General features: G+C 64.9%; 20 protein-coding genes, 6 tRNA genes and 1 pseudogene. 26 read left to right on the top strand and 1 reads right to left on the bottom strand.

From position 1 onward, the window contains the following. Positions 1–7: 7 nt before the first annotated feature. The 11 genes from rph (at position 8) to clpX (ending at position 5,510) form a co-directional block, all read left to right on the top strand. Positions 8–751: a ribonuclease PH gene (gene rph / locus U1E26_09540; protein MDZ4169885.1), complete on the top strand. Its 744-nt coding sequence runs from the start codon at positions 8–10 to the stop codon at positions 749–751. Next, positions 741–1,391, top strand: coding sequence for an RdgB/HAM1 family non-canonical purine NTP pyrophosphatase (gene rdgB, locus U1E26_09545; protein MDZ4169886.1), 651 nt, complete (start codon positions 741–743; stop codon positions 1,389–1,391). Before rph ends, rdgB begins: the two co-directional genes overlap by 11 nt. A 77-nt stretch (positions 1,392–1,468) precedes the next feature. Then, positions 1,469–1,545: transfer RNA gene (locus U1E26_09550), tRNA-Pro, on the top strand. 5 nt (positions 1,546–1,550) lie between these two features. Continuing rightward, positions 1,551–1,626 (top strand) — tRNA-Gly (locus U1E26_09555). 102 nt (positions 1,627–1,728) lie between these two features. After that, positions 1,729–1,805 (top strand) — tRNA-Arg (locus U1E26_09560). A gap of 11 nt (positions 1,806–1,816) precedes the next feature. Then, positions 1,817–1,893, top strand: a tRNA-His gene (locus U1E26_09565). 101 nt (positions 1,894–1,994) lie between these two features. Further along, a tRNA-Lys gene (locus U1E26_09570) sits at positions 1,995–2,070 on the top strand. A gap of 62 nt (positions 2,071–2,132) precedes the next feature. Then, positions 2,133–2,217 (top strand) — tRNA-Leu (locus tag U1E26_09575). Positions 2,218–2,285: 68 nt separating this feature from the next. Further along, positions 2,286–3,617: a trigger factor gene (gene tig / locus U1E26_09580; protein ID MDZ4169887.1), complete on the top strand. Its 1,332-nt coding sequence runs from the start codon at positions 2,286–2,288 to the stop codon at positions 3,615–3,617. A gap of 4 nt (positions 3,618–3,621) precedes the next feature. Further along, positions 3,622–4,236, top strand: coding sequence for an ATP-dependent Clp endopeptidase proteolytic subunit ClpP (gene clpP / locus U1E26_09585; protein ID MDZ4169888.1), 615 nt, complete (start codon positions 3,622–3,624; stop codon positions 4,234–4,236). A 2-nt stretch (positions 4,237–4,238) separates the two neighbouring features. Beyond that, a complete protein-coding gene (gene clpX, locus U1E26_09590; protein MDZ4169889.1) occupies positions 4,239–5,510 on the top strand; it encodes an ATP-dependent Clp protease ATP-binding subunit ClpX in 1,272 nt (423 codons plus the stop codon). Positions 5,511–5,519: 9 nt separating this feature from the next. Here clpX and U1E26_09595 read toward each other — a convergent pair whose 3' ends face one another. Continuing rightward, positions 5,520–5,750 carry a hypothetical protein gene (locus U1E26_09595; protein MDZ4169890.1) on the bottom strand — a complete coding sequence of 77 codons (231 nt, stop codon included), beginning with the start codon at positions 5,748–5,750 and terminating at the stop codon, positions 5,520–5,522. Positions 5,751–5,919: 169 nt separating this feature from the next. On the opposite strand from U1E26_09595, the gene U1E26_09600 reads away from it, so the two are divergent. The 15 genes and pseudogenes from U1E26_09600 to rplT all read left to right on the top strand — a co-directional run bounded on the left by U1E26_09600 (position 5,920) and on the right by rplT (position 20,902). Next, positions 5,920–8,559, top strand: coding sequence for a valine--tRNA ligase (locus U1E26_09600; GenBank protein MDZ4169891.1), 2,640 nt, complete (start codon positions 5,920–5,922; stop codon positions 8,557–8,559). Positions 8,560–8,567: 8 nt separating this feature from the next. Beyond that, on the top strand, positions 8,568–9,947 hold the full coding sequence (locus U1E26_09605; protein MDZ4169892.1) for a Mur ligase family protein: 1,380 nt from the start codon (positions 8,568–8,570) through the stop codon (positions 9,945–9,947). Between the two features lie 79 nt (positions 9,948–10,026). Next, the gene (locus U1E26_09610; protein ID MDZ4169893.1) at positions 10,027–10,464 is read left to right on the top strand and encodes a zinc ribbon domain-containing protein; all 438 of its coding nucleotides are present in this window, start codon (positions 10,027–10,029) and stop codon (positions 10,462–10,464) included. An 88-nt stretch (positions 10,465–10,552) separates the two neighbouring features. After that, entirely contained in the window at positions 10,553–12,478 is a 1,926-nt protein-coding gene (thrS, locus tag U1E26_09615) for a threonine--tRNA ligase (protein MDZ4169894.1), read from the top strand. After that, entirely contained in the window at positions 12,475–12,993 is a 519-nt protein-coding gene (locus tag U1E26_09620) for a Na+/H+ antiporter subunit E (protein ID MDZ4169895.1), read from the top strand. The genes thrS and U1E26_09620 overlap by 4 nt, the downstream gene beginning before the upstream one ends. Beyond that, positions 12,986–13,276 carry a monovalent cation/H+ antiporter complex subunit F gene (locus U1E26_09625; GenBank protein ID MDZ4169896.1) on the top strand — a complete coding sequence of 97 codons (291 nt, stop codon included), beginning with the start codon at positions 12,986–12,988 and terminating at the stop codon, positions 13,274–13,276. Before U1E26_09620 ends, U1E26_09625 begins: the two co-directional genes overlap by 8 nt. Further along, complete coding sequence (gene mnhG / locus U1E26_09630) at positions 13,273–13,575, top strand: monovalent cation/H(+) antiporter subunit G (GenBank protein MDZ4169897.1); 303 nt, start codon at positions 13,273–13,275, stop codon at positions 13,573–13,575. The genes U1E26_09625 and mnhG overlap by 4 nt, the downstream gene beginning before the upstream one ends. Continuing rightward, positions 13,572–13,805, top strand: a pseudogene (locus U1E26_09635) (hydrogenase subunit MbhD domain-containing protein). Before mnhG ends, U1E26_09635 begins: the two are co-directional and overlap by 4 nt. Before the next feature lie 58 nt (positions 13,806–13,863). Next, positions 13,864–14,568, top strand: a complete 705-nt coding sequence (gene mbhE, locus U1E26_09640) for a hydrogen gas-evolving membrane-bound hydrogenase subunit E (protein MDZ4169898.1) — start codon at positions 13,864–13,866, stop codon at positions 14,566–14,568. Between the two features lie 8 nt (positions 14,569–14,576). Continuing rightward, positions 14,577–14,894: a cation:proton antiporter subunit C gene (locus U1E26_09645; protein ID MDZ4169899.1), complete on the top strand. Its 318-nt coding sequence runs from the start codon at positions 14,577–14,579 to the stop codon at positions 14,892–14,894. Then, a complete protein-coding gene (locus U1E26_09650) occupies positions 14,887–16,368 on the top strand; it encodes a proton-conducting transporter membrane subunit (GenBank protein ID MDZ4169900.1) in 1,482 nt (493 codons plus the stop codon). Before U1E26_09645 ends, U1E26_09650 begins: the two co-directional genes overlap by 8 nt. After that, positions 16,365–19,427, top strand: a complete 3,063-nt coding sequence (locus tag U1E26_09655) for a proton-conducting transporter membrane subunit (protein ID MDZ4169901.1) — start codon at positions 16,365–16,367, stop codon at positions 19,425–19,427. The genes U1E26_09650 and U1E26_09655 overlap by 4 nt, the downstream gene beginning before the upstream one ends. Positions 19,428–19,669: 242 nt before the next feature. Next, positions 19,670–20,284, top strand: coding sequence for a translation initiation factor IF-3 (gene infC, locus U1E26_09660; GenBank protein ID MDZ4169902.1), 615 nt, complete (start codon positions 19,670–19,672; stop codon positions 20,282–20,284). A gap of 15 nt (positions 20,285–20,299) precedes the next feature. Then, positions 20,300–20,497, top strand: coding sequence for a 50S ribosomal protein L35 (gene rpmI / locus U1E26_09665; protein MDZ4169903.1), 198 nt, complete (start codon positions 20,300–20,302; stop codon positions 20,495–20,497). A gap of 48 nt (positions 20,498–20,545) precedes the next feature. After that, a complete protein-coding gene (gene rplT, locus U1E26_09670; protein MDZ4169904.1) occupies positions 20,546–20,902 on the top strand; it encodes a 50S ribosomal protein L20 in 357 nt (118 codons plus the stop codon). Positions 20,903–20,929: the final 27 nt, after the last annotated feature.

Consider the following 20,929-nt stretch of genomic DNA (forward strand, 5'->3'; position numbering starts at 1 on the left):
GACTCACATGAGGGAACGTTCTGGCGGACGCGGTCCGTCGTCGCTTAGGCCTGTGAAGGTCACGCGCAACTACTTGAGACACGCCATGGGCAGCTGCATCTTCGAGATGGGCGACACGCGCGTGCTGTGTGCGGCCTCGGTCGAGGCGGGGGTCTCATCGTGGCGTCGCGGCTCGGGACTGGGCTGGGTCACAGCCGAATACTCCATGCTGCCCGCCTCCACCCACACCCGATCAAGGCGTGAGTCGATGACGGGACCGAAGGGTCGGACGCAGGAGATCCAGCGTCTCATCGGCCGTTCGATGCGCACTATCGTTGACATGGGCGCGCTGGGAGGCGAGGCGACGGTCACCATCGACTGCGACGTGATCCAGGCGGACGGCGGCACTCGCTGCGCGGCGATCACCGGCGCGTGGCTGGCGGTTCACGATGCATTGGCTGCCTGGCAGGACGCGGGCAAGGTCGCGGCCATCCCCCTGCTTGGTCAGGTCGCTGCCACAAGCGTCGGGCTCGTGGACGGCGAGCTGTTGGTCGACCTGGCCTACGAAGAGGACTCGATAGCCGAGGTCGACATGAACGTCGTCATGGATGGTTCGGGCAGGTTCATCGAGGTGCAAGGGACCGGTGAACAGACCCCCTTCAGCCGGGAGCGTCTGGAAGCGATGCTCGATCTTGCCGCAGACGCCACGGGCGAGCTGCTGGCGATTCAGCGCCGTATCGTTGACGAGGGGCTTGAGTCCTATGGGTTCTGACAACGTCAGGACGGTGGTCGTGGCTACCGGTAATCGGCACAAGGTCGATGAGATCCGCGCAGCCATCGACCTTCCGGGCATCAAGTTCGTCGCGGCTACGGAGCTCAACCCCGAGTGGCCCAGTCCCGAGGAGGATGGCGAGACGTTCGAGGCGAACGCACGGATCAAGGCTCAGGCGGCGCGCAAGGACTTCGATCTTGCGTGTTTGGCCGATGACTCCGGCTTGGAGGTTGACGCGCTCGACGGCGAGCCGGGTGTCTACTCCAGTCGCTACGCCGGACCGTGTGCAAGTGACGACGAGAACAACCGGCGGCTGCTTCTCGCACTCCGGGACACTCCGCCGTCGGAGCGCGCAGCGAACTTCCGCTCGACCCTCGTGTTCGTGTCCGAGAACGGAACCGAGCTCGTGGCAACAGGCACGTGCGAAGGCGCGATCGGCTTTGAGCCGCGTGGTGAGAACGGTTTCGGGTACGATCCGCTGTTCTTTCCTGCAGCGACACCCGGGGTGACCATGGCTGAGTTGTCCATGGTGGAAAAGAACGCGATCAGCCACCGGGGCGCCGCGCTACGGGCGTTGCGTGCACAGCTCACCGATTCGGTCGATGCGGTCGTCTCGGGCGAATCAGGCACGGGGGAGTAGCGCACACCAAAGCTCGCGCTATACTGTCTCTCGCCCTGCGCCCGACGAACGTTCGCGCAAGGGGCGCGTTGAGATGTCGGGCCGTAGCGCAGCTTGGTAGCGCATCTGCTTTGGGAGCAGAGGGTCGCAGGTTCGAATCCTGTCGGCCCGACCATTTTCGCGGCGGTAGTTCAATTGGTAGAGCATCAGCCTTCCAAGCTGATTGTTGCGGGTTCGAGTCCCGTCCGCCGCTCCATGATCACCCCAGCCTCCCCGTAGGGCGGCTGATTGACAGAATCTCGCGGCTCAGAGTACCGTACTGCCTCGGCACTTCCGGGCGGTTCGCGAGAACACATGTGCGCCCGTAGCTCAGCTGGATAGAGCGGGAGACTTCTAATCTCTAGGTCGGGGGTTCGAATCCCTCCGGGCGTGCCAAGCCACTCACGGTGGGTGTAGCTCAGTTGGTTAGAGCGTCGGACTGTGGCTCCGAAGGCCGCGGGTTCAAGTCCCGTTACCCACCCCAGTGATTCATGCGCGGCCCGCCCTCACCGGCGGGCCGTTGCTGTAGGCGTAGGCGCTTGCATTCCCGCGCGAACTGGGTAGAATTACGATTCGCTGATTCACGGGCCGTTAGCTCAGCTGGCAGAGCAGGGGACTCTTAATCCCAAGGTCGTAGGTTCGACCCCTACACGGCCCACCATCGGACTTGCAAGGCCGGGAGGCTCGCCGCCCGGCCTTTTGCTATCATGGGACGCCGTATCCGCGGGCGTGGCGGAACTGGCAGACGCGCTGGATTTAGGTTCCAGTGGGGAAACTCATGGAGGTTCGAGTCCTCTCGCCCGCACCACAGCAGCAAACGCCGGCGCTGGTCGTCGGATCGACCGAACGAACACCCCGTGAAAGGAACGTACACCTGTGCTGACTACTTCTGTCGAGCGTCTCGAGGGCGTCACTGTCCGGCTTACCGTCACGGTGGCCGCCGACGAGGTTGACGCTGCCATCGAGCGTGCCTACAAGTCCGCCGCCGCCAAGGTCAAGATTCCGGGTTTCCGCCCCGGAAAGGCGCCCAAGCCGATGCTCGAGTCGATGCTCGGACGCGAGTACCTCATGGCTGAGGCCACTGAGGATGTCGTCAACACGACGTACCCGCAGGCCCTGGACAAGGAGGGGCTGCGTCCCATTGAGGCCCCTGAACTCGAGGATCTCGAAACCGTCGAACCGAGCACGGAGTTCACCTACTCGGCCGACATCGACGTGCGCCCGGAGTTGACCCTCACCGGCACCGACGAGTTCGAAGTGACCTTGCCGGGCAAGGAGGCGAGCGACGCCGAGATCGACGCACAGATCGAGCTGGCCCGTGATCGTTTCGCCAGTCTCGAGCCTGTGGAGGACCGAGGTGCCCAGGAGAATGACTTCGCCCTGCTGTCGTTCGTCGGCACCGTGGAGGGGGAGGGCTACGAGGGCAACGAGGTAGACAAGTACCTCTACGAGCTTGGTCGTGGCCTCATGCCTCCGGAGTTCGACGCCGGCATCATCGGCCTCACGGGTGGCGACACGACCCGCGTCGAGTTCGTGATCCCCGATACGACATCCAATCCGGAGTTCGCCGGAAAGAACGCGGCGTTCGACATCACAGTGCACGAGGTCAAGGCCAAGGTTCTGCCCGAGCTCAACGAAGAGTTTGCGGCGCAGGTCGGCGGATTCGACTCCTACGAGGACCTGCGTGCCGATCTGCGCACGCGCATCACAACCCAGAAGACCGTCAACTATGAGCGGCTCAGGGAGCAGCGGTCGCGCGAGGCGGTCGCCGCACGCCTCGAGGGCGAGGTGCCTGAGGCGATGATCGTGGCGCGGCAGAGTTCGATGACGCGCGACTTCATCACGATGCTCGAAGGCCAGGAGCTCATGATCGATCAGTATCTGGCGCAAGCCGGGGTCGACATGGAGACCTTCGAGGCCGATATGCGCGTGCAGGCGCTGCAGACCGTTCGTGAGGACCTCGCGCTTGAGGCGCTGTTCCGCGCTCTGGACATGGAGCTCACGGATGCGGATGTCGATGAGGAGCTCAAGGAGGTCGCTCAAGCGACGAACTCGACCCCCGATGAGGCGCGTGCTCGATGGGCAGATATGGGCCTCATGGCGGTCCTTCATGAGCAGATCATGCACCGCAAGGCCGTGATGTGGCTGCTGGACAACGTCGCGGTCATCGAGGCGCCGGATGAGCCGGACGCCGAGACAGAGGAGTAGACGCATGCTACCTGAGATCAACTCGCTCGTACCGATCGTCGTCGAGCAGACGAGCCGCGGAGAGCGCAGTTTCGACATCTACTCGCGGCTGCTCAATGAGCGCGTGATCTTCCTCGGCATGGCAATCGATGATCACGTCGCCAATCTCGTGATCGCTCAGCTTCTGCACCTCGAGAGTGCCGATCCGGACAAGGAGATCAGTCTCTACATCAACTCGCCCGGCGGCAGCGTCACCGACGGACTCGCCATCTACGACACCATGCAGTTCATCAAGCCTCCGGTGTCCACTATCTGCATCGGACAGTGTGCGTCGATGGGCGCCGTTCTGCTGGCTGCCGGTGCACCGGGCAAGCGTTTCGCCTTGCCTCACTCGCGCGTACTGATACACCAGCCGTGGGGTGGCACGCAGGGCCAGGTCACCGACATCGAGATCCAGGCCAAGGAGATGCTGCGCATGCGCGCCCAGCTCGACGAGATACTCGCCAAGCACACGGGGCAGTCTGCCGAGACCATCCACGTCGATACCGAACGCGACAACATCATGATGGCCGACGAGGCCAAGACCTACGGGCTCGTCGATGCGGTCATCGAGAGCCGCAAGTCGGTCGAGGAGAAGTAGCCGTGAGTCCCTCGCGCACGCCGGAAGGCTCCGACCAGCTCAAATGCTCGTTCTGCGGCAAGAGCCAGCGGCACGTCAAGAAACTCATAGCCGGCCCGGGTGTCTACATCTGCGATGAGTGCATCGAGCTGTGCAACGACATCGTCGAAGATGAGGTTGCCGAGGCGGCGTCTGAGGACACACTGCTCGACGATCTGCCCACGCCGCTGGAGCTTCACGAGGCCCTGAACGGCTATGTCATCGGTCAGGAGCGGGCGAAGAAGGTCCTGTCCGTCGCGGTGTACAACCACTACCGCCGGGTCACGCTGCCGCCATCTTCGGCTGATGAGGAAGTCGAACTGGCGAAGAGCAACATTCTGCTTCTGGGACCCACGGGCTGCGGCAAGACTCTGCTCGCTCAGACGCTCGCTCGTGTGCTCAAGGTGCCATTCGCCATCGCGGATGCCACGGCGCTCACTGAGGCGGGATATGTCGGCGAGGACGTCGAGAACATCCTGCTCAAGCTCATCACGGCCGCTGATTTCGACATCAAGCGCGCCGAGGTCGGCATCATCTACATCGACGAGATCGATAAGGTCGCGCGCAAGGCCGAGAACCTGTCCATCACGCGCGACGTCTCGGGTGAGGGCGTGCAGCAGGCGCTGCTCAAGATCCTCGAAGGCACTGAGGCATCGGTGCCGCCTCAGGGAGGGCGCAAGCACCCCCAGCAGGAGCTGCTCAAGATCGACACCACGAACGTGCTGTTCATCCTCGGTGGGGCCTTTGTGGGGCTCGACAAGATCATCGCCGACCGCATCGGCAAGAAGGGTGTCGGCTTCCAGGCCGAGCTCTCAGACGCGTCGCGCGACTCAGAGAGTGAGCTGCTCGCTCGGGTGCTGCCCGAAGATCTCAACCGATTTGGGCTGATTCCCGAGTTCGTCGGACGCTTGCCGGTGGTCACCGGTGTCACGGAGCTCACTGAGGCCGACCTGATCCACATCCTGACCGAGCCCAAGAACGCACTCGTGAAGCAGTACCAGCGCCTGTTCGCCCTGGAAGAGGCCGAACTCTTCTTCACCGAAGATGCGCTCTCGGCCATCGCGCACCAAGCCATGAAGCGCGGCACCGGTGCTCGCGGCCTTCGCTCGATCTGTGAGGGCATTCTCCTCGACACCATGTATATGCTGCCCAGCGAAAGTGACATCGAACGCGTCGTTGTCACCGCTGAGGCTGTGGACGGCGATGCCGGGCCTACCCTCGTGCGTCGCGGCCAAGCGCACGAGGCTTCCGCGTAGCGCCGACCGTCAGGACGCGTGCGCGTGCGGTGCGCGGATGATCGTCAGCGCGCGCAGCCTCTCGTTGGGCGGCAGGTCATCGGGGATGGACTGTCTCCCCAGCCTCACGTACACCGCGTAACGGGCGCACTCGTGGTTGTGACTTCGGCAGTACCGGGCCTTGAACATCGCTGACGTTGCCGGCGGCATGCCGGTGGTGGAGTTGAAGTATGGACAGCCGACGGACAGTTCGCACGCCATGGCTATCACCTCGCTGGTCGGCGGCCCCTCCGCCCACTACCGTGGATTGTTCCACGTAGCGACGTGACCCAATCGCCAGTTTGGCCGTTGGCCGCCGGTCGCCCACCCGTGCCTGATAGAATCGCGCATACACGACAATCCGGTGACGAAGGGACCGCCAGTGAGCGACATGCCGACCGCCTACGACCCCAAGGCCGTCGAAGGCCCCATCTTCGACTCGTGGACGAAGGGCGGTTACTTCGGCGCCGACATGGTTGAGGGCGTCAGGCCCTACTCGGTGGTCATCCCCCCGCCCAACGTGACCGGCTCGCTCCACATGGGCCATGCGCTCAACAACACGATCCAGGACGTTGTCGTTCGCCGCCAACGCATGACCGGTCGTCCGACGCGATGGATCGTGGGTACCGACCACGCGGGCATTGCGACGCAGAACAAAGTCGAGCAGAAGCTCGCTGCCGAAGGCAAGAGTCGCCATGACGTGGGCCGGGAGGCGTTCATCGACGCCTGCTGGGAATGGCGTCACGAGCACGGCTCGACGATCATCAGCCAGCTCAAGGCGATGGGGTGCTCCTGCGACTACTCCGACGAGTGGTTCACCATGGACCCCAGCTATCAGCAGGCGGTTCGCAAGGTCTTCGTCGACTGGTTCGAAGCGGGTCTGATCTACCGCGGCAAGCGAATCATCAACTGGTGTCCGCGCTGCACCACGGCGCTGTCCGACATCGAGGTCGAGCACGAGGATATGGACAGCCACCTGTGGCACTTGCGCTACCCACTCAAGGAGGCGGTGGGCGGCGTGGATCACGTCGTGGTCGCCACGACCCGTCCGGAGACGATGCTCGGCGACACCTGCGTGGCGGTCCATCCTGACGACGAGCGCTATACGGCGCTGGTGGGCGCGACCGTGGTGTTGCCGCTGCTTGGTCGGGAGATTCCAATCGTCGCCGACGACTACGTCGACCCGAGCTTCGGCTCCGGGGCCGTGAAGGTCACGCCGGCCCACGATGTGAACGACTTCGAGATCGGCGCCCGGCATGACTGTCCCCAGATCAACATCCTGGAAGCAGATGCGACGATCGCAGAAGCAGGGGGCGCCTACGCCGGACTCGACCGCTATGAGGCTCGCAAGCGCATCATCGCCGACCTCGACGCAGCAGGACTGCTCGAGCACACCGACGACCACGTCCACTCGGTCGGGCACTGCTACCGGTGCCACACCACCGTCGAGCCGTGGCTTTCGGACCAGTGGTTCGTCGATATGAAGCCGCTCGCGGCCCCTGCGATTGCGGCGGTGCGCGATGGGCGCGTGACGTTCCATCCCAAGCGCTGGGAGAACGTCTACTTCCATTGGATGGAGAACATCCGCGACTGGTGCATATCGCGCCAACTGTGGTGGGGTCACCGCATTCCGGTGTTCTACTGCGACGCCTGCGGCGCGATGGTGGCAAGCGAGGAGGACCTGACGGTATGTCCTACGTGCGGCAGCGCGGCGGTTCGGCAGGACGAGGACGTGCTCGACACGTGGTTCAGCTCGCAGCTGTGGCCGTTCGCAACGTTGGGCTGGCCCGATGCCGACCCGCGCGTGGACTACTTCTACCCGACGGGCGTACTGTCCACCGCCCGTGACATCCTGTTCCTCTGGGTGGCACGCATGGTGATGAGCGGCATGTACTTCGTCGACGGCAAGATCCCGTTCGATGATGTGATCATCCACCCGACGGTCTTCAACGCCGAAGGCCGACGCATGAGCAAGTCGCTCGGTACCGGCGTCGACCCCCTGGATCTCATGGAGCACTACGGTGCCGACGGTATGCGCTTCGGTCTGATGCTCCAGGTCACGGGCGCCCAAGACCTGAAGTTCAGCGAGGAGAAGCTCGTCTCCAGCCGGAACTTCGCCAACAAGATCTGGAACGCGAGTCGGTTCGTGCTGATGAACCTCGACGGCTACGAGCCGGGCGAGCCGGTGGCGCACACCGTCGCGGACCGGTGGATCCTGTCGCGGCTTGCCGGGCTGTCCGCACGCGTGAGCGAGGGCCTCGACACCTACGAGTTCGGCGAGGTCGCGCGTCTGCTCTACGACTTCTTCTGGAATGAGTTCTGCGACTGGTACATCGAGCTGGCTAAGGGCCGTCTGCGTGACGACTCCCAGCGCGGCGGCGTGCAGCGGGTGCTCGTGTTCGTCCTCGACCAAGCGCTGCGGTTGCTCCACCCGCTGATGCCCTATGTGACCGAGGCGATATGGCGCAACGTGCCCCACGGCGATGACGCGCCCTCCCTCATGGTCGCATCCTGGCCGGACGCCGCAGCGCTCGCCCGCTTCGAGGATGAAGGGGCCGAGCGTTCCATCGGACGACTGATCGAGGTCGTCACCGGCATTCGCGCGGTGCGTGCGCGCTACCAGGTTCCGCCCAAGCAGGGCGTGGATGTGGTCTTCCGCACCGCGGGCGAGTCCGAGACGCGTTGGGTGGAGAGCGAGTTCTCGGAGATGTCGAGGCTGGCCGGCGTGAGTGGTTTCGTGGCGGCGACCGACTCGGTGAAGCCACCGCACTCGGCCACGGTCATCGCAAGCGGCCTAGAGGTCTACGTGCCGCTGGAGGGGCTAGTCGACTTCGAAGCCGAGGCGGCGCGACTCCACCGCGAGCGCGGAAAGACCGCAGGCGAGCTGGAGAAGCTCGAGCGCAAGCTCGGCAACGAGGGCTTCCTCGCCAAGGCAGCGTTCGAGATCGTGGAGAAGGACCGTGCCAAGGCCTCCGATCTTGCCGACACGCTCCGAACCATCGAAGCCCAACTCGCCGAACTCGGAGGGTAGCGAGCGCCATGAGCGAGGTCGGCTACCTCGAGGCGGCGGCTGTGCTGGCGACCGCGCTCAGGTTCGGCATCAACCCGTCCCTCGACGGCATCGGGGCGATGTGCGAGGAGCTCGGCCGACCGCAGGACAGCTTCGACGTCATTCAGGTGACAGGAACCAACGGAAAGACCTCGGTGGCACGGATCACCGACGCACTACTGCGCGCCGAGGGCCTGGCCAGCGCTCTGTATACGAGTCCCGAACTGGAGCGCTACCCGGAACGCATGGAGATCGGTGGCTCGGTCGTGGGGGACGGCGAGTTCGCGCGCGCGGTGGGCGCGGCCCTTGAGGCGGCGGCCCGCGTGGCCATGAGCGCCGGCGCTGCGCCGGGCGCGGCAGCGGATGCCACCGAATTCGAGCTGCTCACTGCGTCGGCACTGTGGCTGTTTCGCGAGCGTGGGACCGAGGTCGCGGTTCTGGAAGTGGGGATGGGTGGTCGCTGGGACGCAACCAGCGTGACCACGCCGCGGGTCGCCGTGATCACGGGCGTGGGGCTGGATCACACCGCGGTTCTCGGCGCGACCCGCGAGGCCATCGCCGCCGAGAAGGCGGCCATCATCAAGCCCGGTGCAACTGCCGTGCTTGGACCGGGAGTCGCCGGGGTCGAGGACGTGTTCCGTGCGCAGATCGCTCGGGTCGGTGGGCACGACTGGGTGGCGGTGCTGGCCGCCGATGAACCCTCCTTCGCGCACGAAGAACTGACGGTGCGCTACCACGTGCGCAGCCGCCCGGCGTCGCCTGACGGTTCTACCAGGATGGACGTACGAGGAACTCGCGGGTCCTACACGGACCTTGAAGTAGCCGCCCCGGCGTACCAGGCAGGAAACGTTGCGATCGCCATCGCAGCTGCGGAGGCGCACCTGGGACGCGCGCTCGATGCGAAGGATGTACGCAGGGCGGTGAGTGGCGTTCGGTTCCCGGGCAGGTTCGAGATGGTTCGTCACCACCCTGCGTTGATCGTGGACGGCTCGCACAACCCTGAGGCGGCTGCAGTGCTGGCGGGAGCCATCCGCGATGCGTGGCCCGATTCCGCACAGCGGCCATTGGTCGCGCTCGGTATCCTTTCGGACAAGGACGCTGACGGCATCGTGGCAGCTCTTGCGCCCGTTGCGTCTGGTTTCGCGGTCGTAGCGCCCGACACGCCTCGTGCACGCTCGGCCGAGGAGATGGGCGCAGTCATCGGGGAGCGCACCGGGGTGGCTCCTGTGTTCGTCGGTACGCTCGCTCAGGGGCTCCCGGAGCTGGTGCGGACGCACCCGGGCGCTATGGTCATCACAGGGTCGCTCGCCACAGCCGGACAGGCGCGGGCTGCGCTTCGTGACATCCTGGCGACGAAGCTCGAGCCGTAGGGCAAGGAAGTGAGCGGCTTCTGATATCATCCCTGCGTACGTCCGCGCGCCTGCGCGGGTGGCCTGATAAGGGGAGATGATGGGCGACCTTCTCGCACCGGTTCTTGATAGCCCGCTTTTCAAGCTCGTATCCCAGCTGTGCATCCTGTTCAGCGTCGTCCTGTGGATCGCGCTCGTCTTCTGGACGTGGCGTGATGCGAACCGCCGCGGTGCCATGGGATGGTTCTGGGGCTTGGCAGCACTGATCTTCCCCGTGGCCGGGTGGATTATCTACCTGGTCGTGCGTCCACCGGAGTTCATCGATGACGCGCGTGAGCGGGACTTGGAGATTCGCGCCAAAGAGGTCACGTTGTCGCGCGATTTCGAATCTTGTCCCGCATGCTACAAGCCTGTGGACCACGACTTCTTGATCTGTCCGTACTGCATGAAGAAGCTGCGCAAGTCCTGCACAGACTGCGGCAGGGCGCTCAAGCTTCAGTGGACGGTCTGTCCGTATTGCAAGACGCGCCAGGAGTAGGCACCCTGCCACCTGCGCATTTCGTACGACAACGATGACCGCCCCGCCCTTGTCGCGGGGCGTTCGCGCACACGACAGGAGTCATGCGATGCCTGACATCAACGTGAAGCTTCCCGACGGGTCTGAGAAGGCGGTTCCCGAAGGGGCGACCGTCCACGATGTCGCCGCGGCTATCGGCGCCCGGCTGGCGCAGGCCTCCCTTGCGGGCAAGGTGAACGGCGAGATGGTAGACGTGAACCGTGTGGTCGCAAACGGGGACACCATCGAGATCATCACCGATCGAAGCCCCGAGGCGCTCGACCTGCTTCGCCATTCGACGGCGCACGTCATGGCCGAGGCGGTCCGCGAACTGTTCCCTCATGCCGAGTTCGGCATCGGCCCCTCGATCGAGGATGGCTTCTACTACGACTTCAACATCGGCCGCACCTTCACGCCCGAGGATCTTGAGGCGATCGAGGAGCGGATGCGGCAGATCATCTCTCTCGAGGCGCCGTTCGTTCGCGAGGAGTGGACGCGGCTCGAGGCGTTCGATCGCATGGACGGTCAGACGTTCAAGCAAGAGCTCATCAACGAGCTGCCTGACGACGCGACCATCTCCACCTACTCGCAGGGTGGCTTCATCGACCTGTGCCGCGGCCCGCACATCCCGGACTCGGGGCGCGTGGGCGCGTTCAAGCTCACGAAGATCGCCGGCGCCTACTGGCGGGGTGACTCGGATCGGCCGATGCTGCAGCGCATCTATGGCACCGCGTGGTTCACGCCCAAGGATCTCGAAGCGTATCTGACCCGCATCGAGGAGGCTGAGAAGCGCGATCATCGCAAGCTGGGCCGCGAGCTCGATCTGTTCTCGCTCCACGAACAGGCCGGCGCCGGCCTGCCGCTGTACCACCCGAAGGGTGCGCGCGTGCTGCGCATGATCCAGGAGTGGCTGCGCGCCGAGCTCTACCGTCGCGGGTACGTCGAAGCGATCACGCCGCACATCTACAAGGCCGACGTGTGGAAGATCTCGGGGCACTGGGACAACTACCGCGAGAACATGTATTTCTTCCAGGTGGACGAGGGCGACGGGCGCGTCAATGACTACGGCATCAAGCCCATGAACTGCCCGGGCCACATCATGATCTACAACAACGCCCTGCGGTCCTATCGCGACCTGCCCATCCGCATGTTTGAGTTCGGCACGGTGTATCGCCACGAGCTCTCGGGTGTCGTGCATGGCCTCATGCGGGCCCGTGGCTTCACCCAGGATGACGCACACATCTTCTGTACCGCCGAGCAGGTCACGCCTGAGGTCATGCTCATGCTCGACCTTGTCGACTACGTGAACGGCGTCTTCGGGTTCGAGTACACCGCCGAAGTTTCCACGCGCCCCGAGAAGTCGATCGAAGGCTTCGACGATGAGTGGGAGCACGCCACCAAGGCGCTCATCGACGCACTCGACCAGCGGGGTATGGAGTACGACATCAACGAGGGCGACGGCGCGTTCTACGGGCCGAAGATCGACATCAAGCTGCGCGATGCCATCGGTCGCACATGGCAGACGGCCACCATCCAGGTCGACTTCAACAACCCCATGCGCTTTGACATGACGTATCGCACGGCGGACAACACCGAGGCACGGCCGTTCATGCTTCACCGTACGATCCTCGGATCGATGGAGCGCTTCCTCGGCATCCTCATCGAGCACTACGCGGGCGCGTTCCCGACGTGGCTCGCGCCGGTTCAAGCCGTCATCATCCCGATTGCCGACCGCCACCTGGAGTACGCACAGAAGGTAGCCGCCGAGCTGGTGGCCTCCGATGTGCGCGTGGAGGTGTACGCGGACAACGAGCCGATGCGCGTGAAGATCGCCAAGGCGCAGCAGCAGAAGGTGCCCTACATGCTGATTGTGGGCGATCGCGAGGCCGAGGACGGCACCGTGGGCGTGCGCGAGCGCACTGAGGGTGACATCGGCGCAGTGCGTGTTGCTGATTTCGCGCACCGGGTCGAAAGCGAGACCGCGGTGGTTCGATGAGGTTGGCACTGCGATTCACCGAGCGCCTCGTAGCGTTCGCCTTCGTGTGGTGGGTGCTCGCGGAGGGCGAGCCGTCCTCCTGGTTGTTCGGCGTGCCCTTCGTCGTACTCGCCTCCATCACGTCCCTGAGACTGACGCCGGCGCGTGCGTGGAGGCTGCGCGCGGGCGGAACACTGCGATTCATCGTCTTCTTCGCTCATCAGTCGATTGTAGGAGGGGTCGATGTCGCGCTACGGGCCCTGCGCCCTTCCATGCCTATCTCTCCGGGTTTCGTGTCCTATCCTGTCAGGCTGCCTACAGAGTCCGCTCGCGTTCTGCTCGCAGACACGGTGAGTCTGCTGCCGGGCACATTGAGCTCGGGATTCGAAGGTGACACGCTCGTGATGCACGTGCTCGACTGCAATCTGCCTATCCTCGACGATGTGCGGCAGGTCGAATCGCGAATCTCCGAAGCGCTGGGGCTGTCGCTCGAGCCCGCGGCAGCTGCGGGTCGGGGCGGTGGTGCGCGTGAGTGACGTCGTGTACGTCGCGTTCGCTACCGTTCTGCTTGCGACGATCGTGGTCGGGCTGATCAGAGTCGAGCGCGGGCCGTCGCCCGCCGATCGGATGCTGGCGGCACAGCTGTTCGGCACCTCCGGCGTCGCGATGCTCCTGCTTCTCTCTGAGGGGCTGAACATGCCGTCGTTGAGGGATGTCGGCCTTGTCTTCGCACTGTTGGCTGCGATGACCGCGGTGGCCTTCGTGAAGCGTGCATGGCACAAGGGTCCGCGCGATACCTCGGTAGGCGAGCAGCCATGACGCTGAAGGATCTCTTGACGCTTGCGCTGCTTGTGATCGGGACCGTCTTCTTCGTCGCCGGATCCGTCGGGGTTCTGCGCTTCCCCGATGTCTACACGCGTCTCCATGCGCTCACGAAGGCGGACAACCTGGGCCTTGGCTTCATTGTCATCGCCCTGTCTGTCCAGGCAGGATCCCTGGTCGTTGCCGCGAAGCTCGTGCTCACATGGGTGCTCGTGCTGATAGCTGGCGCCACCGCGGGGCATCTCATCTCTGAAGCCGCTCGTGTAAGCGGCACAAAGCCGTGGAGGCGTGGATGAGCGCGACGGGCATCTTGTTTGACACCGTGCTACTGCTCGCCATCGTGTGGCTGGCCCTCCGGACGCTTGCTGAGGTCAAGCTGTTCCGGTCAGTCGTGCTCTTCATCGCCTTTGGTCTGCTCACCGCGCTCGCGTGGGTGAGACTGGCGGCGCCGGATATCGCTCTAGCGGAGGCAGCCATCGGAGCCGGCATCACCGGGGCGTTGCTGCTCGACGCGGCGGGACACCTGCGCGGGCGGGACGTGCCGTTCCCGGTGGCCGGGCCGTCAGTGCGTGAGGGTGATGGCGATGAATGAATCGCGGCGGCCGCTTCGTGTGGGTCTGCGCTTCGTCGCGGGCCTCTTGTGTGTGCTCGTGTTCGCGATGCTCGCATCGGGCGTTGTGGCGATTCCCGAGAAGGAGCCGGGGCTCGCGCCGGTCATCGAGCAGAATCTGGCTCAAAGTGGCGTGAAGAACGCTGTCACAGCGGTACTGTTGAACTTCCGCGGCTACGACACCCTGCTCGAGATCGCGGTGCTGATGCTGGCCACCATCGGGGTGCTTTCGCTTCGTAAGGGTACCTCCGGCATCTGGGCTCCGCTGGCGCCCGCCGCTGACCCCGTGCTGTCGAGCATGACGCGAGTGCTCGTTCCGCTCATGGTTCTCACGAGCGGCTACCTGCTGTGGGCAGGGGAGCACGCGCCCGGTGGTGCCTTCCAGGCCGGGGCGGTGTTGGGTGCCGCGGGCGTGTTGCTTGCGCTGTCCGGGTACGCACGTCCTGGCTGGGTGACTCGGCTTGCGCTTCGCGTGGCCATCGCTGTGGGCTTCATCGTGTTCCTGCTGATCGCGCTGATGCCGCTGCTCTCAGGGGGGACGCTGTTGGACTATCCCGATGGCCTCGCGAAGCCTCTCATGCTTGTGATCGAGTCGTGGCTCACCTTCTCTATCGGCGTGATACTCGTGAGCCTGTTCATCTCGTCAGCGACGCCCGAGCGTCACGAGCGAGAGGGGTGATCGGACACGTGCCGAGTCAGACCGATCTGTATGCCGTTGCGGGCGCCCTGCTCTTCTGCATCGGGCTCTACGGCTTGATCACGCGGCCGCATCTGCTCCACAAGGTGCTTGCGCTCAACATCATGAGCTCCGGCTGCTTTCTCGTGATCGTTGCTATCGCGCGACGCGTTCCCGGCGACGTGCCCGACCCGCTGCCGCATGCCATGGTGCTGACCGGCATCGTCGTCACGGTCTCGGCGACGGCGTTCGCGCTCGCGCTGGTCAAACGCATCTTCACCGAGACTGGCTGCACCGACCTTGAGAGTGCGGAGCGCGGGGATGTCTGAGGCTCTGATAGTCCAGCTGCCGGCGTTGTGCATCGTGACGCTGCTGTTCGCCGCGCCCATCGCGTTCGTCGTCAGCGCGCGCGGCGCGCGTGTCGTCTCGGTGCTTACCGCAGTCCTCGAGACCGCTCTCGCGATCGCCCTTGCCGTTGCCGTGGCATCACGCGGCGAACTGCGCTACGAGATAGGGGGCTGGGGGGCGCCGCTCGGCATCGACCTGGTTGTCGACGGCATCTCGGCGGTACTCATTCTGCTCACGAGTGTCGTCGCGCTCGGCGTCACCATCTACTCGGTGGCCTACTTCGGCTCCGACGAGCGCTACCGGCTCTTCTGGCCGCTGTGGCTCTTCCTGTGGGGATCTCTCACCGCGCTGTTCTCGACGAATGACGCGTTCAACCTCTACGTGTGCCTCGAGTTGGTGAGCGTCTCGGCCGTCGCGCTCGTCTCCGTGGCCGGATCGCGCAGCGCGCTTACAGCTGCGATGCGCTATATGCTGGCTGCGGTGGGCGGTTCCTTGTTCTACCTGCTCGGCGTGGCGATGCTCTACGGTGCATTCGGCGTCTTGGATCTTGATGCGCTTTCGACTGTCGCCGGCAACAGCCCCGCGGGCTTGGTGGGCCTCGCTCTCATCGTGACCGGGCTTGTGCTCAAGACGGCGCTCGTGCCGTTGCACTTCTGGCTTCCGCCGGCTCATGCGAACGCGCCGGCGCCCGTCAGCGCGGTCCTGTCGGCTCTGGTCGTCAAGGGCTCCTTCTACGTCCTGCTCTCGATCATCGGCGTGTTTTCGGTCTCCGGAGCGGCGGATGCACTCTCGACTGCACTCGGTGTGCTGGGAGCCGTCGCGATCGTCTGGGGGTCGGTGCATGCGTTGATGCAGTCGAGACTGAAGATGCTCGTCGCGTACTCGACGGTCGCGCAGATCGGCTATCTGTTCATACTCTTCGGAGTGACCGCTGCCTCAGGTGGCACCGCGCCGGCAGCGACGGCGATCACAGCGGGCGTGTTCCACGCCGTGAGCCACGCTCTGGCAAAGAGCGCGATGTTCCTTGTCGCCGGGACCGTACTGGTGCGAGCGGGGCATGATCGCATCGCCGACCTCACGGGGCTCGTGCGTACCGCGCCCGCGCTCGTGCTGGCGTTCGGCGTCGCGGGGGTCTCTATGCTGGGACTGCCGCCCAGTGGCGGCTTCGTCTCCAAGTGGCTCTACGTCTCCGCCGCACTGGGCTCGACCGCTTGGTGGTGGGCCATACCGGTCCTCATCGGTGGCCTTCTTGCCGGTGCGTACGTCTTCCGTGTAGTCGGAGTCTTCATGCGGGCTCCGGTCGGGGAGGCCGTGGTGCTCCAATCTGCTCCGGCAGCTTTGACGTGGGTGCCGCTTGCACTGGCATTCGCGTCGCTGTTCGTGGGCGTCCTCGGACAGCCCGTGCTCGACCTCATCGGCCCGGCCGCCGCGTCCTTGGCGGGTGTGGGCCGATGACATTTACTCAGTTCGCTCTTCTGACGACGGCGTTCATGCCGTTCGCTTGCGCGGCGGTCGTGTTTGCGCTGGGAGAGGCTCGCGGGCGCATCCGCGAGACGATCGCCCTGTGCGCAGCGACCGTGACCACACTCTCCGCGGTCGCGGTGGGTCTTGATGCTGCCAGCGGTGATACGCCTGCCAGAGTCGGAATCGAGCTTCTGGGTATCGGTCTTGCGCTGCGCGCGGATGCGCTCGGCGCGGTCTTCGCTGTCGTCGCAAGTGCCCTGTGGCTGGTGACGACGGTCTATGCGATCGGCTACCTGTCACATGGCCGAGACAAAGCGCGGTTCTTCGGCTTCTTCGCACTGTGCGTGGGGTCGGCGGCGGGAATCGCTTTGTCCGCGAACCTGCTCACCCTCTTCGTCTTCTACGAGGTACTGACGCTCGCAACGTACCCGCTGGTGGTTCATTCCGGCACGCCGAAGGCCATCGCCGGAGGGCGCACGTACCTGCTCTACGCGCTGGGCGGCGGCGTGCTGCTCGCGCTGGGGATCATAGGGCTCGCCACCCTTGGGGGAGTCGGCGACTTCGCGGAGGGTGGTGCTCTTTCGGCAGAGCTGATGGCGGGTCGGCGCACCGAGCTGATCGCCATCTTCGTGCTGCTCATCGCGGGCTTCGGGGTCAAGGCCGCGCTCTTCCCGGCCCATGGGTGGCTACCGGCTGCGATGGTGGCGCCGGCACCGGTGAGCGCGTTGCTCCATGCCGTCGCCGTGGTCAAGGCGGGGGTGTTCGGTATCGCGAGAGTCGTCCTACACGTCTATGGACCACAGGCGGCCGGAGTCCTCGGAGTGCTCGTGCCTCTCGCCGCGCTTGCCGCGTTCACGATGATCTTCGCATCGGTGCGCGCGTTGGCCTTCGACGACATCAAGAAGCGGCTTGCGTACTCGACCATCGGGCAGCTCTCCTACATCGTACTGGGGCTGGCGATCGGCACGCCGGTCGCCGTGGCGGCTGCAGTCGCACACATCGCGCACCACGCGGTCATGAAGATCACGATGTTCTTCACGGCCGGAGTGCTCGCTGAGGAGCTTGGCGTCTCACGTGTGAGCCAGATGAATGGTGTGGGGCGCCGCATGCCCTTCACCATGGTCGCATTCTCACTGGCTGCGCTGGGCATCATCGGAGTGGCGCCCATCTCCGGCTTCGTCACCAAGTGGGGGCTGGGATCGGGGGCGCTCGACGCCGGTCAACTGTGGCCGCTCGTTGTTCTGGGGCTGAGCAGCGTACTCAACGCGGCCTACCTGATGCCGATGATCGGCAAGGCGTGGTTCGGGGCGACGGAGCGCGAATGGCCCGAGCCGAAGCGGGCAGCCTTCGGGGTGCGCGAAGCCGATGCGCGCATGGTGTGGCCGCTCGGACTCACCGCACTCGCCGGAGTTGCGTTCGGCGTGGCCGCCGGTGCACCGTGGACGCCCTCCGCGTGGTCGGCGGCAGTGGCCGGTATCGTCCCAACGGCACTTCGGCCCTGGGATCCGGCGGCCTTCGGGCTGGACGGCGCCGGAGTCGCGTTCCTCGTGCTGGCATCGATCGGGTGGCTCGCAGCGGCCGTGAGCACCTGGCGGGCCCCGCGCTCGCATCCCCTGCGCTTCAGGACGCTCCTGACGCTGTCGGCCTTCGCATCGCTGCTGCTCGCCTTTGCGCGTGACCCCGCCGCGTTCTATGCGTGCTTTGGCGTGATGGCGCTGTCCGCTTACGGCCTGATCGTCGATGACGGGACGCCGCGTGCGAGCGCCGCAGGCAAGGCGTATCTCGCGCTCACGGTGGTGGGGGAGGCTTTGTTGCTCACCGGCCTGCTCGTGGGCGCTGCGGGCGAGGGACCGTTTGCCTACAACCTCCTCGTGTCACCGTGGTTCATGGCAGGCACGCTCTCGATTCTCGCCTCGTTCGGCCTGAAGGTGTCGATGCTCGGGCTGGGTGGATGGATGCCCGGTGCGTATCGGGCGGCGACGAGGGGATCGGGTGCTGCCTTGGCCGGCGTCGTCTCGACGGCAGGAGTGCTGGGGCTCGTGCGCTTCATGCCGGGTGGCGTGATCGATCTGGCCGAGTGGGGGCTCGCGCTTGTCATATTCGGCCTTGCGAGTGCCTTCTACGGAGTCGTGTGCGGAATCTTCCAGCGCCATGCGCGCCACGTGCTCGCTTACTCGAGCGTGAGCCAGTTCGGGCTCATGTGGGTGGGTGTGGGGGCCGGACTCATGAAGGCGGAACTTTGGCCGGCGGCCGTGGCGGCCGTGGCCGTGTATCTTCTCCACCACGGTCTCGCCAAGGCTGCGCTCTTCGCGGGCGATGACGTCGCGGCCGCAGGCGCCCGCCCGCGTGCGGTCGTCGTGGCGTTGGCACTTCCGGCACTCTCGTTGGCCGGACTGCCGTTCACGAGCGGAGCCGTGGCGAAGATGGCGCTCAAGGCGGTCGCGGGCAAGACGCCCGATGCGGTCGCTCACGCGCTCGAGCTCCTGCTTCCGCTTGCGGCCGTGGGGACGACGCTTTTGATGGTGCGCTTCCTCGCACTGGTATACCTGCGGACTGGATCGCGCACCGAGACCGAGACGGACTCGGTACCGCGTGGGCGGTCGATAGCGTTCGGGCTGCTGTTCGCGTTCGTCGTCGGTTGGGTGTGGTTGGTGGACGCTGAGGTTGTGCGCTCGGCGGCCTTGAAGTCACTCGACAGCCACTACCTGTGGGCTCTCACGTGGCCCGTAGTGCTCGGGACGGCCCTGGGCGCGGTCACGTGGGTGCTGCGCGAGCGCATCCCCGCGCGCTGGTCGCTGCGCCTGCCACCCGGAGATGTCTGGGCACCTCTGCTCGCTCTGTACGAACGACGGTGGGAAGCGTACCAGTCGTCGCTGGAAGCCCAGGAGCAGAAGGTGCCGGTCGAGCCGGCATGGCGTGCGGTGACGCGTCAGCGCGTCGTAGCAGTCGCGGGCGGCCTGACGCGCGCCGAGGCTTGGCTCCTCACATGGGCTATCGCAGGGACGGCGCTCGGCGTCTTCGGCGTTCTGGCATTACTGCTGGTTCGGTAGGACGTGACACCTCGCGGCGGTGCAGGTATACTCCCCGAACCAATCGAATATCGCCTACAAGCGGGACCCCGTCCGATGAGGACGAGAATGGTCCCCACCCGAGCGGCGCCGAACTTAGGGCAGCTGCCAGGTCGATGAGATGCGAGCCTGAGGCCCCCGTGGGTCCGCAGTGCGCGTGACACTCCCGTCGGCCTTCGCCGTGCGGGAGTTCTTTGTTTTGCAGGAAGAGGAGCCGCCCGTAGGTGCGGCTCCGTGAGCACGGAGGTGAGCTGCCTATCAGCAGCACGGAGTACAGGCTCAACGACCGCATTCGCGCGTCGAAGTGCCGGCTCATCGGATTTGACGGAAGCCAGCTCGGCATCTTCGCCATGAGCGATGCGCTGCGCATAGCGGACGAGCAGGGATTCGATCTCGTTGAGATCGCCCCGACTGCGGACCCGCCCGTCTGCAAGATCATGGACTTCGGCAAGTTCAAGTACGAGCAGTCGATGAAAGAGAAGGCCGCTCGTAAGAACCAGTCGAAGATCGAGCTCAAGGAAATGAAGTTCCGCCCGAAGGTCGACAAGCACGACTACGAGACCAAGAAGAAGCACATCCTTCGCTTTCTCGACGCGGGTGCCAAGGTGAAGGTCACGATCATGTTCCGCGGTCGTGAGATGGCCCACCCGGAACTCGGTTTGAATATCCTCGAGAAGCTCGCCGGCGAGTTGCAGGATCTGGCGATCATCGAGACGCAGCCCAAGCTTGAGGGCCGCAACATGCATATGCTGCTCGCTCCTTTGAAGAAGAAGGAGATCAAGGAGCAGCCGATCGAAGACGAGAGCGCCGCCGAAGAGCCGGCGGACGAGAGCAGCTAGGGAGGAACGGCAGATATGCCCAAGCAGAAGACGCACAAGTCGACCGCCAAGCGGTTCCGTGTGACCGGCACCGGCAAGGTCATGCGAGGAAAGGCGTTCAAGAGCCACATCCTCGAGCACAAGAGCCCCAAGCGTAAGCGCGGGTTCCGCCAGGAGACCGAAGTCGCAGCCTGCGACGCACGTGTCATCAAGAAGAACCTCGGCCTCGGCTAGCCCGAAACGGCCGTCTACCCTCGACGCCAAAGCAAGGAGTGATCAGTTATGCCTCGCGTGAAGCGCGCAGTGGGCGCGAAGAAGAAGCGCCGCACCGTACTTACCAAGGCCAAGGGCTACTACGGTGCGAAAAGCCGTAGCTACCGTGCCGCCAAGGAGCAGGTCCAGCACTCTCTCCAGTACGTCTACCGTGACCGCCGCAACAAGAAGCGTGAGATCCGCCGCCTGTGGATCACCCGCATCAACGCCGCGGCTCGTCTCAACGGGCTGTCGTACTCGGTGTTCATGAACGGCCTGAAGAAGGCCGGCATCACCCTCGACCGCAAGGTGCTCTCGGACATGGCCGTCAACGACGCCGCATCGTTCGCAAAGCTCACTGAGATGGTGAAGAACCAGGCCGCGTAGGGACTCCCCGCGCGTAGCTTACGGCGT

The sequence above is a fragment of the Coriobacteriia bacterium genome (assembly GCA_034370385.1).
Classification (GTDB): Bacteria; Actinomycetota; Coriobacteriia; order Anaerosomatales; family PHET01; genus JAXMKZ01.

What these genes read in the sequence shown, in the direction of transcription:
- rdgB (MDZ4169886.1), top strand. Translation starts at nt 741, where the DNA reads ATGGGTTCTGACAACGTCAGGACGGTGGTCGTGGCTACCGGTAATCGG.
- U1E26_09620 (MDZ4169895.1), top strand. Translation starts at nt 12,475, where the DNA reads ATGAGGTTGGCACTGCGATTCACCGAGCGCCTCGTAGCGTTCGCCTTC.
- rplT (MDZ4169904.1), top strand. Translation starts at nt 20,546, where the DNA reads ATGCCTCGCGTGAAGCGCGCAGTGGGCGCGAAGAAGAAGCGCCGCACC.
- U1E26_09595 (MDZ4169890.1), bottom strand. Translation starts at nt 5,750, where the DNA reads ATGGCGTGCGAACTGTCCGTCGGCTGTCCATACTTCAACTCCACCACC.
- clpP (MDZ4169888.1), top strand. Translation starts at nt 3,622, where the DNA reads ATGCTACCTGAGATCAACTCGCTCGTACCGATCGTCGTCGAGCAGACG.
- U1E26_09605 (MDZ4169892.1), top strand. Translation starts at nt 8,568, where the DNA reads ATGAGCGAGGTCGGCTACCTCGAGGCGGCGGCTGTGCTGGCGACCGCG.
- thrS (MDZ4169894.1), top strand. Translation starts at nt 10,553, where the DNA reads ATGCCTGACATCAACGTGAAGCTTCCCGACGGGTCTGAGAAGGCGGTT.
- mnhG (MDZ4169897.1), top strand. Translation starts at nt 13,273, where the DNA reads ATGACGCTGAAGGATCTCTTGACGCTTGCGCTGCTTGTGATCGGGACC.
- rpmI (MDZ4169903.1), top strand. Translation starts at nt 20,300, where the DNA reads ATGCCCAAGCAGAAGACGCACAAGTCGACCGCCAAGCGGTTCCGTGTG.
- mbhE (MDZ4169898.1), top strand. Translation starts at nt 13,864, where the DNA reads ATGAATGAATCGCGGCGGCCGCTTCGTGTGGGTCTGCGCTTCGTCGCG.
- U1E26_09600 (MDZ4169891.1), top strand. Translation starts at nt 5,920, where the DNA reads ATGCCGACCGCCTACGACCCCAAGGCCGTCGAAGGCCCCATCTTCGAC.
- rph (MDZ4169885.1), top strand. Translation starts at nt 8, where the DNA reads ATGAGGGAACGTTCTGGCGGACGCGGTCCGTCGTCGCTTAGGCCTGTG.
- U1E26_09610 (MDZ4169893.1), top strand. Translation starts at nt 10,027, where the DNA reads ATGGGCGACCTTCTCGCACCGGTTCTTGATAGCCCGCTTTTCAAGCTC.
- U1E26_09655 (MDZ4169901.1), top strand. Translation starts at nt 16,365, where the DNA reads ATGACATTTACTCAGTTCGCTCTTCTGACGACGGCGTTCATGCCGTTC.
- U1E26_09650 (MDZ4169900.1), top strand. Translation starts at nt 14,887, where the DNA reads ATGTCTGAGGCTCTGATAGTCCAGCTGCCGGCGTTGTGCATCGTGACG.